Annotated in this window: 7 protein-coding genes; all 7 read left to right on the top strand. The window is 40.3% G+C overall.

Features of this window, described 5'->3' with window-relative positions; all coding sequences use genetic code 11:
* The first annotated feature begins 84 nt into the window (after positions 1 to 84).
* The 7 genes from AC6I5B_RS17950 to AC6I5B_RS17920 all read left to right on the top strand — a co-directional run bounded on the left by AC6I5B_RS17950 (position 85) and on the right by AC6I5B_RS17920 (position 16,468).
* Positions 85 to 1,719: an LCP family protein gene (locus AC6I5B_RS17950; RefSeq protein WP_004613217.1), complete on the top strand. Its 1,635-nt coding sequence runs from the start codon at positions 85 to 87 to the stop codon at positions 1,717 to 1,719.
* 402 nt (positions 1,720 to 2,121) lie between these two features.
* Positions 2,122 to 5,253, top strand: coding sequence for an isoleucine--tRNA ligase (ileS, locus tag AC6I5B_RS17945; protein ID WP_044987355.1), 3,132 nt, complete (start codon positions 2,122 to 2,124; stop codon positions 5,251 to 5,253).
* Between the two features lie 12 nt (positions 5,254 to 5,265).
* Positions 5,266 to 7,740: a glycogen/starch/alpha-glucan phosphorylase gene (locus tag AC6I5B_RS17940; RefSeq protein WP_004613215.1), complete on the top strand. Its 2,475-nt coding sequence runs from the start codon at positions 5,266 to 5,268 to the stop codon at positions 7,738 to 7,740.
* Between the two features lie 191 nt (positions 7,741 to 7,931).
* Positions 7,932 to 9,374: an ATP-binding protein gene (locus AC6I5B_RS17935; protein ID WP_497773510.1), complete on the top strand. Its 1,443-nt coding sequence runs from the start codon at positions 7,932 to 7,934 to the stop codon at positions 9,372 to 9,374.
* Between the two features lie 245 nt (positions 9,375 to 9,619).
* On the top strand, positions 9,620 to 14,743 hold the full coding sequence (locus AC6I5B_RS17930; RefSeq protein WP_235837107.1) for a discoidin domain-containing protein: 5,124 nt from the start codon (positions 9,620 to 9,622) through the stop codon (positions 14,741 to 14,743).
* 45 nt (positions 14,744 to 14,788) lie between these two features.
* Complete coding sequence (locus AC6I5B_RS17925; RefSeq protein ID WP_004613212.1) at positions 14,789 to 15,676, top strand: SpoIID/LytB domain-containing protein; 888 nt, start codon at positions 14,789 to 14,791, stop codon at positions 15,674 to 15,676.
* 42 nt (positions 15,677 to 15,718) lie between these two features.
* A complete protein-coding gene (locus AC6I5B_RS17920; protein WP_497773509.1) occupies positions 15,719 to 16,468 on the top strand; it encodes a peptidoglycan DD-metalloendopeptidase family protein in 750 nt (249 codons plus the stop codon).
* Positions 16,469 to 16,558: the final 90 nt, after the last annotated feature.

Genomic DNA, 16,558 nt, shown 5'->3' with positions numbered 1-16,558 from the left:
TGTTCGTAATTTTCGACAGAATATGATATACTCATTGAGTTTAAATGAAGCAAAATGTGAAACATGCGAAAGAGGATTCATTAAATGATTAGAAAAAGGACAAATCAAGAGCAAAGAGAGGCATTTGAGGAATTACAGCAGAGGAAAAAAAGAAAACTGGAGAACGCAAGAGATCGGCAAAGTTTGGACGAGGATGGAAAAACAAGATCTAGAAAGCGCAGAAAAAATAAAAACAGGAAAAATGTAAGACGCAGAGGGAGAGCAAAGCCGCACAAGGTAGGATTGACTCTTGTCACAATTCAGGCAATTGTGTCGATGTTATGTGTTGGTATGCTCCACATTATAGGAATTATTCCGTTGAAATACATGCTTATAATCGGAGGTATTCTATTGTTGCTGCTTGGGCTTACACTATTTACGCAGTTGAATAGAAAGAAGAAAGCAATTGGCGGAAAGATATTGAGTGTAGTCCTGATTATGGTGATCAGCGTCGGAACATATTATATCGGAAAGGCGAACGGGGCATTGGACAAGATTACGGGAGGCAACTATAAGATTGATAATATGGTTGTAGCTGTATTAAAAGATGACCCGGCAAAAGATATCAAAGATACTGAGAATTACACGTTTGGTGTTCAGTATAAGATGGGAAGAACGGATATGGAGGCAGCTATTCAGATGGTTTCCGAGGAGCTTGGAAAAGACATAACGGTAGTTGAATATCAAGATCTTCAGGAACAGGCAGAGGCACTGCATGATAAAAAAGTAGATGCGATTATTTACAATGAAGGTTATACAGATAATATTTCTGAGTCATTTGCAGGATATAAAAAGAGTGTTCGTATTATTTATGAGCACAAGATTAAGAAAGAACTTGCCAGCACGTCGGTGGATACGAGCATACAGGATCCATTCAGTGTGTATATCAGTGGTATTGATGTGTATGGGGATATTGAACAGACAAGCCGAAGTGATGTGAATATCATTGCCACAGTGAATCCAAAGACGCATCAGATTCTTTTGGTTACTACACCGCGAGATTACTATGTGCCGATTCCGGGCATTTCCGGAGGGGAGAATGATAAGCTGACACATGCCGGAAATTATGGTGTGGATGTTTCAATGAAGACATTGGAAGAGTTGTATCAAGTTGAGATTCCATTTTATGCCAGAATTAACTTTACTTCTTTAATTGACATTGTAGACCATTTAGGTGGTGTTGATGTATATTCTGAGTATGCATTTACGACAAGTAAGAACTCGGAACATGTCATGGATGTACAACAGGGAATCAACCATTTTAACGGTGAAGAAGCGCTGGCATTCTCAAGAGAACGTGAGAATGTGCCGGGCGGAGATAACCAGAGAGGAAAGAATCAGCAGGCAGTTATCACGGCCATGATCAAGAAAATGATTTCGCCTCAGATGCTTATGAAAGCGAACTCAATTATCGACGACGTAAGTGGAAATGTAGAGACTAACATGTCTCAGGAACAGATCCAATCTTTGATCAAGACACAGTTGAGTAAAGGCGGAAGCTGGAATATTTATTCAGTCGCAGCGGAGGGAACCGGAGGAAAAGATATCTGTTATTCGGCAGCTAGCTCAGGTCCGCTCTATGTTACATATCCGGATGAGACATCGGTTGCAAACATTGAGGATTTGATCAACCGAGTGGAACAAGGAGAAATTATTGAAGGATCAGAAGTCGCAGAGTAAGAGAAAAAATAGAGAAACCCTTGACGAACCAAGGGTTTCTTTTTATAATGTTAGTGATATATGAAAAAACGTTGACGAAGACAGTAGGATATATTTTAAAGTCAAAGAGAGTCAGGGATGGTGAGAGCCTGATACGAGTAGAATATATTTGAAGATCACTTCTGAGTTGCAGTGACCGAACGAAGTTGTCCAATAGGTACTGCCGGGATTCCACCGTTAGCAGGAACGCATATGTCAGTATGGTGTAATAGGTGGTATAACGAAGGTTTTACAGCTCTCGTCCTGATTACAGGATGGGAGTTTTTTTGTATCAAAATTCAAAAAGGGACAGGGCATGTGTCAATTAGGGACGTAGTAAAATTGAAAAATACTACGTCCCCAAATAAGAAGGAGGAAGAAGAAATGTATCAGAAGGTATCCACAGATTTAAAGTTTGTAGATCGTGAAAAGAAGACGGAAAAGTTTTGGGCTGATAACAAGATTTTTGAGAAGAGTATGGAAAATCGTAAGGAGGGGGAGACATATACGTTTTATGACGGACCTCCGACAGCGAACGGGAAACCGCATATCGGCCACGTGTTGACTCGTGTTATCAAGGATATGATTCCGAGATACCGTACAATGAAAGGGTACATGGTACCTAGAAAAGCAGGATGGGATACACACGGACTTCCGGTAGAGCTTGAAGTGGAAAAGATGCTTGGATTAGACGGAAAAGAACAGATTGAAGAGTATGGTTTGGAGCCATTTATCGCACACTGTAAAGAGAGTGTCTGGAAATATAAAGGGATGTGGGAAGACTTCTCTGCGACTGTTGGTTTCTGGGCAGATATGGAAAATCCATATGTAACTTACCACAACGATTTCATTGAATCAGAATGGTGGGCATTAAAACAGATTTGGGATAAAGGATTGTTATATAAAGGATACAAGATTGTACCTTACTGTCCGCGTTGTGGAACTCCGCTTTCCAGCCACGAAGTAGCGCAGGGTTACAAAGATGTCAAAGAGAAATCCGCAATCGTAAGATTTAAAGTAAAAGACGAAGACGCTTATATTCTGGCATGGACAACAACACCTTGGACATTGCCGTCAAACGTGGCTCTCTGTGTGAACCCAGATGAGACTTATGTAAAAGTAAAAGCAGCAGACGGATTCACATACTATATGGCAGAGGCATTGCTTGACACAGTACTTGGAAATCTTGCGGAAGAGGGAACTCCTGCATACGAAGTATTGGAAAGCTATGTCGGTACAGATTTAGAAGGAAAAGAATACGAACCATTATTCCCATTTGTGGAACTGAATAAAAAAGCATACTATGTGACATGTGACACATACGTAACATTGACAGACGGTACAGGTGTCGTTCATATTGCTCCTGCATTTGGTGAGGATGATGCTCAGGTAGGACGTAAATATGACCTTCCATTTTTACAGTTAGTAGATGAAAAAGGTGAGATGACAGCAGAGACACCTTGGGCAGGAACATTCTGTAAAAAAGCAGACCCATTTGTATTAGAAGATCTGGAAAAGAGAAATCTTTTATTTGATGCTCCGAATTTCGAGCACAGCTACCCACACTGCTGGCGTTGTGATACACCGCTTATCTACTATGCACGTGAGTCATGGTTCATCAAGATGACAGCGGTAAAAGAAGATTTGATCAGAAACAACAACAAGATTAACTGGATTCCGGAGAGCATCGGAAAAGGACGTTTCGGCGATTGGCTTGAAAATGTTCAGGATTGGGGAATCAGCCGTAACCGTTACTGGGGAACTCCGTTAAATGTATGGGAATGTGAATGTGGACATATGCATTCAATTGGAAGCATTGCAGAATTAAAAGAGATGTCCGACAACTGTCCGGATGACATCGAACTTCACCGCCCATTTATCGACGCTGTGACAATCAAGTGTCCGCATTGTGGAAAAGAGATGCACCGTGTTCCGGAAGTAATCGACTGCTGGTTTGACAGTGGAGCAATGCCATTTGCACAGCACCACTATCCATTTGAGAACAAAGAATTATTCGAGCAGCAGTTCCCGGCAAACTTTATTTCAGAGGCGGTTGACCAGACTCGTGGATGGTTCTACTCATTGCTTGCGATCTCCACATTGATCTTCAATGAAGCGCCTTATAAGAATGTTATCGTTCTCGGACACGTACAGGATGAGAACGGACAGAAGATGAGTAAGTCCAAAGGAAATGCAGTCGATCCGTTCGATGCATTAGAGACATACGGAGCAGATGCAATCCGTTGGTATTTCTATGTAAACAGCGCGCCATGGCTGCCGAACCGTTTCCACGGAAAAGCGGTTGTGGAAGGACAGCGTAAATTCATGGGTACATTGTGGAATACTTACGCATTCTTCGTACTTTATGCGGAAATCGACCAATTTGACGCAACAAAATACAATTTGGAATATGATAAATTATCTGTTATGGATAAATGGTTACTGTCAAAACTGAACACACTGATCAAGACAGTAGATGATAATCTTGCAAACTACAGAATTCCGGAAAGTGCAAGAGCATTGCAGGATTTTGTAGATGATATGAGTAATTGGTATGTAAGAAGAAGCCGTGAACGTTTTTGGGCAAAAGGAATGGAGCAGGATAAGATCAACGCATATATGACACTTTACACAGCACTTGTGACAGTGGCAAAAGTGGCTGCACCGATGATTCCGTTTATGACAGAAGACATTTACCAGAATCTTGTAAGAAGCATTGATGCAAATGCTCCGGAAAGTATTCACTTATGTGATTATCCAGCTGCAAACGAGGCTTATATCGATAAAGATTTGGAAGCAAACATGGACGAAGTTCTGAAACTGGTTGTTATGGGACGTGCGTGCCGTAATACAGCAAATATCAAGAACCGTCAGCCAATTGGAAAGATGTTTGTAAAATCAAATGTAGTATTACCTGAATTTTATCAGGAAATCGTGGAAGAAGAGTTGAACGTAAAAGAGATGGAATTCACAGATGATGTGAGAAACTTTACTTCTTATACATTTAAACCACAGATGAGAACAGTAGGACCGAAATACGGTAAATTACTGGGCGGAATCAAAGAAGCTTTAGCAAACTTAGACGGAAATCAGGCAATGGATGAACTGAATGCGACAGAAGCTTTGAAATTGGACGTAAATGGACAGGAAGTGACATTGTTCAGAGAGGATCTTTTGATCGATACAGCTCAGATGGAAGGCTATGTATCTGAGAGTGATAATGGAATCACAGTTGTCTTAGACACAAACCTGACAGAAGAATTGCTGGAAGAGGGGTTTGTCAGAGAGCTGATCAGCAAGATTCAGACAATGAGAAAAGAAGCAGACTTTGAAGTGACAGATAAGATTAAACTATATTATCAGGGAACAGAAAAGGCAGAGGCTGTATTTGAAAAATATGAAACTGAAATTGGCGGAGAAGTTTTGGCTACAGAAGTAATCAAAGGAACACCTGGCGGATACAAAAAAGAATGGAACATCAACGGTGAAACTATGACTATGGGAGTAGAAAAATAGGAGGTTGTGATTATGTACCGTGAAAAATTTGATAAGGTGGAATTCCAAAAAACTGTAAAAAGCAATGTAAAAAGACTGTATCGAAAGACAGTAGAGGAAGCAACACAGCAGCAATTGTTTCAGGCAGTGTCTTATGCTGTAAAAGATGATATCATCGACAGATGGCTGATGACACAGGAACAATATAAAAAAGATGACCCAAAAACTGTATATTATATGTCTATGGAATTTTTGATGGGAAGAGCTTTGGGTAACAACCTGATCAATTTGACTGACTATAAAGAAGTGCAGGAAGCATTGGAGGAGATGGGAATCAATCTGAATGTGATTGAAGATCAAGAACCAGATGCGGCACTTGGAAATGGCGGACTCGGGCGTCTGGCAGCATGCTTTCTTGACTCACTTGCAACCTTGGGATACGCAGCCTATGGCTGCGGAATCCGCTATCATTACGGTATGTTCAAACAAAAAATAGAGAATGGATATCAGGTCGAGACACCGGATAACTGGTTAAAAGAAGGAAATCCATTTGAAATCCGACGTGAAGAATACGCAAAAGAGGTGCGTTTCGGAGGAAATATCCGTGTGGAAAAAGATCCAAAGACAGGAAAGGATATGTTTATTCAGGAGAATTTTGAGTCTGTCCTTGCGATTCCATACGATATGCCGATTGTCGGATATAACAATAACCTTGTAAATACACTTCGCATCTGGGATGCGAAGGCAATCACAGACTTCCATTTGGATTCATTTGACCGTGGAGAATATCAAAAAGCTGTAGAGCAGGAGAATCTTGCAAAGACGATTGTAGAGGTACTGTATCCGAATGATAACCATTATGCGGGAAAAGAGCTTCGTCTGAAACAGCAGTATTTCTTTATCTCTGCAAGTTTGCAGGAAGCCGTTGACAAATATTTGAGAGACCATGATGATATCCATAAGTTCTACGAAAAAGTGACGATTCAGATGAATGATACGCATCCTACAGTTGCGGTTGCAGAGCTTATGAGACTGCTTATGGATGAGCATGGACTGGAATGGGATGAAGCGTGGGAGGTTACGACGAAGACTTGTGCTTACACAAACCATACGATCATGGCAGAAGCGCTTGAAAAATGGCCAATCGACTTGTTCCAGAGACTGCTACCTCGTGTTTACCAGATTGTGGAAGAGATCAATCGCCGATTTGTAAATGAAATCCGTGCAAAATATCCTGGCAATGAAGATAAAGTACGCAGTATGGCGATTTTATATGATGGACAGGTGAAGATGGCGCATCTTGCGATCGTAGCAGGATATTCTGTAAACGGTGTGGCAAAACTGCATACAGAGATTTTAAAACATCAGGAACTGAAAGATTTCTATGAGATGATGCCGGAGAAATTTAACAATAAGACAAACGGTATTACTCAGAGACGTTTCTTGCTGCATGGTAATCCGCTTCTCGCTGACTGGGTTACAGCTCATATCGGAAAAGGATGGATCACAGATTTGCAGGAGATGGAAAAACTGAAACCACTTGTGGAAGATGAAAAAGCGAGAAAAGAATTTATGGAGATCAAGTATCAAAATAAAGTTCGTCTTGCGAAATATATTTTGGAACACAACGGAATTGAAGTAGATCCGAACTCTATCTTTGATGTTCAGGTGAAGAGACTTCATGAGTACAAACGTCAGTTATTGAACATTTTACATGTGATGTATCTGTACAATCAGATCAAAGAGCATCCGGAGATGTCATTCTATCCGAGAACATTTATCTTTGGCGCAAAAGCGGCGGCTGGATATATACGCGCAAAACAGACGATCAAGCTGATCAATTCTGTCGCAGATGTGATTAATAATGACAGAAGCATCAACGGAAAGATTAAAGTTGTGTTTATCGAAGATTACAGAGTATCCAATGCAGAGCTGATCTTCGCGGCAGCAGATGTCAGTGAACAGATTTCTACAGCATCAAAAGAAGCATCCGGAACCGGAAACATGAAGTTTATGTTAAACGGCGCTCCGACACTTGGAACAATGGACGGCGCAAACGTGGAGATTGTGGAAGAAGTCGGAATGGAAAATGCATTTATTTTCGGGTTGAGTTCCGATGAAGTTATTAACTATGAGAACAATGGCGGATACAATCCGATTGACATTTACTTTAATGATTGGGATATCAAACGTGTGGTAGACCAGCTTGTAGACGGAACTTACGGAAACGGTGACAGAGAACTTTACCGAGATCTGTACAACTCTCTGCTGAATACAAACAGCAGCGACAGAGCCGACACTTACTTTATCTTGAAAGATTTCAGAAGCTATGCAGAAGCACAGAAACGTGTGGAAGAAGCTTACAGAGATCAGGACAGATGGTCTAAGATGGCGCTGATCCAGACAGCATCTTGTGGTAAGTTTACATCAGACAGAACAATTCAGGAATATGTAGATGATATTTGGAAACTGGATAAAGTCACAGTGGAAGTGACAGATGTAGAATAATAGAAAAGTTGAAAGAAAAAGATTTTGAATCGGTGGGGAAAACTACCGGTTTGAAATCTTTTTTTGTGGAAAACTAATTGTGTGAACTCTCACTTCAAATTACTTTGAAGTGACTTTGAAGTAAGCTTGAAGTTGACTTTGAAGTGAGCTTGAAGTAAAATAATCGTAGAGAAAATAGGTGAGGTGATTAGATGTATTTGGAAGAAGTGATAGACGATATACAACTGGAGAACGACAAATTTGAGTGCAAGAGCAAATTAAACAGAGACGATGTAGTAGGATGGCTGAAGACAATCGCAGGATTTGTAAATGCTCAGGGCGGAGAGTTTTATATTGGAGTAGAGGATAAAACAAATAAATTGATTGGGTTTGATAGAAGTGCGGCAGATAATGAACGTAATTATTTCAATAACCAGGTCAATGAACATTTGGTGCCGAGACCACGGATGGAACCCTCTTTTATTCGTTATGAAATCAAAGGTAAAGAACGATTTCTGATACGTGTAAGAGTACTGGAATCTGCTGTCAAACCAATCATTTTAAAATATAAAAATATCCCATCTATTTTTATGAGAAGAGATGGTTTTACAAATGGAGCAACTTATGAAGAAATTATAGAAATGAGTGTGAAAAGTAAAAATACGCAATATGATATTTTGACATCAGATGTAAAATATGATGTGTCCAAGTTTAAAAAGCTTCGTCAGTTTTACACTTCACACAATAATGGAAAAGAGTTATCAGAAAAAGCATTGCAATCAATGGGATTTTATGATGAGGAAGGTTTTCTTGCGAATGGAGCAACGTTGTTTGCTGATGATTATCAAGATAAAAAGACAGAGGTGCAATGTTCTGTATTTTCTGGATTTAACAAGGGGAGCGAACGAATTGTAACAATCAATCGTTTTTCAGGAAATATTTTGGATGTCATCAATTACATTATGGAATTTGTCACGCAGAGAATGAATCATTCTATGATTAAACTTGGAGATACTAGAAAAAATATCGATGCATACCCACAGAGAGCATTATTTGAAGGGGTAATTAATGCCGTTGCACATCGGGATTATTTTCTTGATGGGACACAGATTCAAGTTGATATGTTTAAGGACAGATTGGAAATTTCCTCTCCGGGAAGTTTTTACAGAGGCGAAAAGATAGGAAAAACGTATGACTTATCAGGTATTATTTCGAAAAGAAGAAATGAACTGATTACAGCTGTCTTAGTAAGCTGTAATGTGATGGAGGCGGCCGGTACAGGATTTGATAAAATTGTGGAAGAGTATAAAATGGCAGATGAAATGCATCGACCATATATTTATTCTTCATCGGATCATTTTACGCTTGTATTACCAGATTTGACCTATATGGATGGAGTGGAAGATAACAATCTTCCAGTTCTGAATTTTGTGCCGGTACAGAGTGGGACTGATTATGATGATAAGGTTCTTTCTTTTTGCTATCACCGGGCTCATAAAGTTTCGGAGATTGCAGAGCACTTGGGAATCAGTGATTCTACGTATTTGAGAAAGCAAGTGCTTGGAAATCTTGAGATGCAAGGGTATCTTGAAAAGAGCAAAATTGCAAGAGCTATGTATTTTAAAACAAATCGAGACGCAGTCACTGTAGATTAAAGTGATTGCGGAAAGTTGAATAAAAACGTGCAATTTAAATTGTGCATATCAACTAAAAAAATAGAAAAAATATAGAAAATATAGAAATAATAGATGAAATTTGTTATTATAGAAATAATTGAGACAGGCAGATAGGATTGTTACTATTGAATTAGGCAAGACCAGGGTAGACTTTGAATGAGAGAGGGATACTTTGGTCTTTTTTAGCAATTCTATGTAGAAAAGGAAAGGAGATAAAGAGGAGAATGAAAAAGAAACAGGTTGTAAGTGGATTGCTGGCAACGGTTATGATAGCAAATATCGCTTTGGTTGATATGGGACCGGTACAGGCAGCAGAGAACTTAAATCTCGCAAAAGGATGCAATGTGACGGCGAGTAGTTATGAGGTGAGTGATCAGATTGATACATCGCCAGCAAAAGCTGTGGATGGTGATATGGCTACCCGTTGGGGAACTGCACAGAACAAGGCAGATAATGAATGGATTGAAATTGATTTGGACGGTGAGAAGACAGTACGCCAGATTAATATTAATTTTGAGAGAACAGATGAAGCACAGAATATTTTAAGCTATAAAATTGAATTAGAAGAAAACGGAAAATATACAGAGGTTTATAAAAAGACTGCCAAGGCAAAACAAAAAGAAGTGATTCAATTAGATAAGAATCATAAAGCGACAAAAGTAAAAGTAACTGTACTTTCGGCAGACCAGGGAACAATCAACTGGAAGAATGTAGGAATCAATGAGATTGAGGTGTACAGTGAGTTGGTGGAGGTTGCAGATGCGACTCCAAATAAAAATCATATGGCGAATGCGACTGTTACGGCTTCCAGTGTGGAGAAAAATACACAATTTACCGCAGATAAAGTAAAAGACGGCAAGACTGATAAGGCGAATCGTTGGGCGAGTGACTACGAGACACCGACAACCAATATTTGGTTAAATTCCAAATTTGCAGGACTGACTTCTGTGAAAGAGATTAAGATTCACTTTTTGGAAAGAGATGTGGCGCCGCAGCCATCTAATGTAAAAAGCTTTGATATAAAATATATAGATAAAAATGGTGAAGAGAAGACTGCGAAGAGTTTTACAAATACAAAGCAGGGAGAAGGATATAAAAACGAAGTTGTCATTCGACTGGACCAGCCGATTGAGGCAAAAGAACTGAAGCTTTGTAATTTTGTTGCGGAAGCAGCAGAATGGAATAATATCGGAATTTTGGAGATGGAGGTGTATTCCAACGATCAGGCAGAGCAGGGAGCGACTCTGGATTCGGTAGTAGAAGCTATTGAAGCTGAGAGTAAGACAATTGCGGCAGATGTAGATACACTTGAGATGCCTGTAGTTCCGGCTGGTTTTTCGGTAAAACTAAACGGAGCAGATTTTGAGCAGATTATTGGGGATAATGGGAAAATCGTACATCCGTTGACGGACAAGACTGTAAAGGTATCTTATGTTGTAACAGAGACTGCAACAGGAAAAGGGAAAGAAACGAAAGATGTTGATTATATTGTCAAAGGAACAAAGACTCAGGCAGATGGTAAGAATGCCAAACCAACTGTAATTCCGGAGATTCAGGAGTGGTATTCGGACTCGACGGAGAAGATAGCGGTATCTTCCCTAAAGACAGTTACCTATACAGATGATAAATTAAAAGATGTTGTAGATGAGTTTGTAAGTGATTATGAGGATTTCACGGGAATCAAGCTGACAGCGAAAAAAGGCGGGGCTGAGGCGAATGCATTCAACTTTGAGCTGAAAGCGCCGGATGAGCTTCTCGGAGAAGAAGGATATACGATGGATATTCAAAAAGACCGTATCAATGTTGCATCTGTTGACACCACAGGTAACATGTATGGCATGCAGACAATCCTTCAGATGTATAAAGAAAACAATGAGAGATACAATGTTGGGCAGATGCGTGATTATCCTCGTTTTGAGACGCGTGGATTCTTGTTTGACGTTGCTCGTAAGCCGGTTTCTTTGGAGATGATGAAAGAAGTTACAAGAACGATGCGCTATTATAAAATGAACGATTTCCAGGCACATTTGTCAGATAACTACATTTTCCTGGAGGATTACGGAAAGGGCGCTCAGGAAAATGAGGCATTTAAAGCTTATGAGGCCTTCCGTCTGGAATCCGGACTTTCTAATGAAAAAGGGGAGACACCTACAGCGAAAGACTACTCGATCTCTAAGAAAGATTTCAGACAATTTATTCAGGACGAGAGAGCTCTTGGCATGAATATTGTTCCTGAGATTGACGTGCCGGCACATGCAACTTCATTTACAAAGATATGGCCGGATCTGATGGTAAAAAATAAAGTTTCGTCTTTAAATGCAAACAGACCACTGGTAGATCATCTTGACGTTTCTAAGACAGAGACAAAAGAAAAAATCAAAGAAATTTTTGATGATTATACAAAGGGTGACAATCCAACATTTGATAGTGAGACAACCGTACATATCGGTGCAGACGAATTTTTGGCAGATTACAAAGCGTACCGCGGATTTGTAAATGATCTGGTTCCTCATGTAAAAGAGACAAATACAGTGCGTATGTGGGGCGGCCTTACATGGATCAAAGATAATCCGGTGACAGAGATTGATAAAGAAGCTATTGAAAATGTGGAGATGAATCTTTGGTCAGCCGACTGGGCAGATGGAATCGAAATGTACAATATGGGATATGATCTCATCAACACAATTGATAATTTTGGCTACATGGTTCCAGATGGAAGTAAAGCACGTGCAAATGCGTATGGAGATTTGTTAAATGTAGAGCGAATTTTTAATGAGTTTGAGGCAAATAAAGTAAGAGTAAAAGGCGGAGCATACAAGTATGTTCCGGCGGGCGATGACCAGATGCTCGGGGCAGCATTTGCACTTTGGAGCGATAACATTGACAAGAGAGCGTCCGGATTAAGCGAATCTGATTTATACTGGCGTTTCTTTGATGCACTTCCATTTTATGCGGAGAAGACATGGGCTGCAACTGGTAAGGAAAAAGGAAGTGCAGATGCGCTTGCAAAATTAGCAACCGATAAAGGAACAGGACCGAATACAAATCCTTATTATCAGGAAGACAAAAAAGGTGAAAATTACGAAAGCTATGATTTCGAAGATGGCTTAAAAGACGGTTCGGAGAACAAACGTGATCTGAAAGAAGGAAAGAATGCGGAAGTAAAAGAAAACGCATTGGTATTAAAAGATGGCGAAAGTTATGTGACATCACCGATTGAAGAGCTTGGAAATGGAAACCAATTGTCATTTGACATTAAGTTGGAAGAGCCGGCAAAACCGGGTGATATCTTATTTGAGTCTGACGCGGCATATGGAACACACGATATCCGAATTATGGAAGATGGCAAATTAGGATTTACAAGAGAGCTTTACAATTACTATTTTGACTATGAGCTTCCGGTAGGAAAGAATGTAACTATTACAATCACAACCGATCAGCAGAAGACAAGTCTGTATGTAAATGGCGAGTTTGTTGCGGATGCAAAAGGAAAATTCATTCACAATGACATGGTGAAAAAAGAGAATATTACCAATGCCACATTTGCACTGCCGCTGGAAAGAATCGGTTCTAAGACAGAGACAGTCTCTGCGGTGATTGATAATGTAGTTGTATCAGCAAAAGAACCGGAACAGGATATTTATAATAAAGCGGCTTGGACCGGAACAGCAGAGTCAGAGACTCCGACTTCACAAGGTGGTGGAAAAGAAGGTGTCATAGGCATGGCATTTGATAACAGTTCTTCTACACACTGGCACTCTGACTGGTCTCAGGCTACAAAAGACAAAGTTCCGACAAGTGCCGGAGCAGCCGGAACAGGTAAAGGTGCAGATGGAAGTATCTGGGCAGAAGTTAAATTTGATAAAGGATATGAAATTAATCAAGTGTTATTTGCTCCACGTCAGGACACGAACAGTGGTCAGGTAACAAAGGCGTCTCTTTATATTCAGACTGAAAAGGACGGAAAATGGGTAGAGGTTGCAAAAGATAAGACATTTGCGGCTGACAAATCAGAGAAAGCATTTACGTTCGACAAACAAATGGTATACGGATTCAAGTTTGTTGCAACTCAGTCAAATGATGGCTGGGTAACCGTATCTGAATTCAATATTGCAGATAAAAAAGTAACCGATAAGATTTATACCGTATATGTGGAAGCAGAAACAGGTGGAAAAGTAAGCGGTGGTAAAGATGTGTCAGCAGGAGAATCTGTGACGGTTACAGCGACACCGGATAAAGGGTACGCATTTGAGGGATGGTATCGTCCAAACGGCGAGAAAGTATCTGAAAAAGCAGAGTATACGTTCAAGGTGAATGGAAATACAGCTTTGATTGCGAAGTTTGAAAAGACTGGTGAGACAGAAGACAAAAACATCACAGATGTGGAAAAACTAGATGATATTACCGTTGTACAGGGAACTGCATTTGAAGATTTGGATCTGCCGGAAAAAGTATCTGTCACATATGGAAAGAACGAGACAGCAGAAGTAGATGTGACATGGGAGAAAGGAACTTACAATGCACAGGAATGTAAGACATATGTATTGGAAGGCGCTTTAACTCTACCGGAAGGAATTGCGAATCCAGATGGATTGAAAGCGATAGTCAAGGTTACAGTGGAAGAAAAAGAGACACCGGTTAAGAAGTATACGGTCTCTGTAAATGTAAAAGATAGTGAAAAAGCGATGGGAACTGTCTCTATGGACAAAGAAGATGGTGTCTATGAAGATGGCATGAATGCGACTGTGACAGCGACAGCAAATGAAGGATATGAGTTTGTAAACTGGACAGATACAGACGGAAAAGAAGTAAGTAGTTCCAATCCATATACATTTGCAGTGACAGCAAACACAACACTGACAGCAAACTTTAAGAAAATGGATGTGAAACCGGAAGCTCCGACAGCGCAGGATATCTTAGATGAAATTATTGCAGGACAGAAAGTACCGACAGTGATTACAAAGGGAGAGACAGAACTTGTTCTTCCGAAAGTCCCAGAAGGCTATAAGATCCAGATTACAAAAGTAAATCCGGAAGGTATTATCGCATTAGATGGAACAGTGACAACGCCGAAGAAGGACACAGATGTTATCGTGACAATCTCTGTGACAGATCCAGAAGGCAAGACAGCGAGTGCAGATTTTACAGTGAAAGTAAAAGGAAAGAACGAGCCTGGAAAAGAAGATCCAAAGGATCCTCAGAATCCTTCAAAAGGTGATACAAATAAGAAAGATCCTTCTCAGGACAAAAAACCGGTGAAGACAGGAGATGCAACAGCGGCAGCTGGCTGGATGCTTGCGATGACAGCAGCAGGTGCAGTGGTACTTGTAAGAAAAAGAAACTCATAAAAGAGATAAGCCTCTCATACAATAAAGTATGGGAGGCTTGTTTGTATGAAACGGAAAATAAAAAAAATATGCGCGGTATTTGTGATTATTGTATTATTGCCATATATTATTACCATATTTATGAATGGGAAAAGCATAGAGGCAAATCAAGACGGAAAAAATGGTTATATTAAAGTAAAAACGGAGTCTGGAACAAAAGAGGTTCCGTTGAAAGAGTACTGTATTGGAACGCTGGCAAAAGAGATTTCAGTTGATTTTGAAGAGGAGGCATTGAAAGCACAGGCTGTCATTGTTCGGACAACTATCTATAAAAAAATTGAGGAACAAGGAGAGAAAGCAGTTATGACGGAGCGCTTTTTTACGAAATCTGATATGAAAAATCAATGGGGCAGGAGTGCATTTCAGAAAAATTATAAAAAACTGGAGCGTGTTTGGAATGAGACCGATGGACAAGTTGTGATGTACAATGGCCAACTGGCAATGGTGCCGTTCCATCAGTTAAGCAATGGAAAAACTCGAATTGGCAAAGAAGTACTTGGGACGGATGAGTATCCGTATCTGCAGATGAAGGAGTGTCCGAAGGATGTGGAAGCGGACGGGCAGATGGAAAGTAAGCTCATCAAAGCAGCGGGAGCGCAAATTACTTCTCAGGACAGCGCCGGATATGTGACCGGAGTAAAAGTGGGCGAGGAGACTTTGAACGGAGAAACCTTTCGGGATACATATGGATTGTTGTCCAGCTGCTTTGAACTGCAGGAGTTTGAGGGAAAGATGCGTGTGACGACAAAAGGAATTGGTCATGGACTTGGGATGAGCCAAAATACGGCAAATGAGATGGCAAAAGAAGGTAAAAAATACGATGAAATTTTGCAGTATTTCTACGAGGGAACAGAAATGAAAGAGGTCGCGGAAATTTTGTTGAATGTAGAATAAGCGTATCATTTTCTGGCAAAAATATAGTCAGAGGTGATAAATATGAAAAATAATCTAGGACCTTCAAGAAGAGGGAAAGGTGCTGCGGTCGGTCTGGTCATTTGTTTTGTGGCGGTAATTGCGTTAGTGGGATTTTTTACATTCAGCCGTTATAAGAGAGATATGAGCAGACAGCTGGCAAAGGCGGAAGAAAAAACTGATACTGAAGAAAAACAAAAAGACATTAAAGAGACAGAAAAGAGCCAAACGACAAACAGTCAGGCAATTCAGAACAAAGCACAGGAGACAGAAAAACAAAAAGAAGAGACACAAACACAGACAGAGCAGAGACAGAATCAGACCTCACCAACGGCAACACAGCCAGATGCGCTGGCATTTTCAGAAAATGATCTGCTTGCATGGCCTGTGGATGGAAATGTGTTGATGAATTACAGCATGGATAAGACGATTTATTTTTCTACGCTGGATCAATACAAATACAATCCGGCATTGATTATCGGGGGAGAAGTTGGAACAGAGGTAACGGCATCTGCAAGAGGAATTGTAAAATCAGTGGAGGTCAATGCGCAGACGGGGAACACGGTGACGATGGACCTTGGAAATGGCTATGAGGCTGTTTACGGGCAATTGAAAGAAGTTCCGGTACAGGAAGGAAATTATGTGGAGCAAGGCGAACTGGTAGGATACTTAAGTGAGCCTACAAAATATTACAGTGTGGAAGGTTGTAATTTGTATTTTCAGCTGCTAAAAGATGGGGAACCGGTGAATCCAATGGAATATATGGATTCTTAGGGAGATTTATTTAAAAATAGATAACAAAAAACCGGACACGTTGAGAAGGGGTAAGATGTCCGGTTTTCTTGTTTTAAGTGCGTATAAAGT

Source organism: Faecalimonas nexilis (genome assembly GCF_059731825.1).
This window is presented reverse-complemented; position numbering and strand designations above follow the sequence as displayed.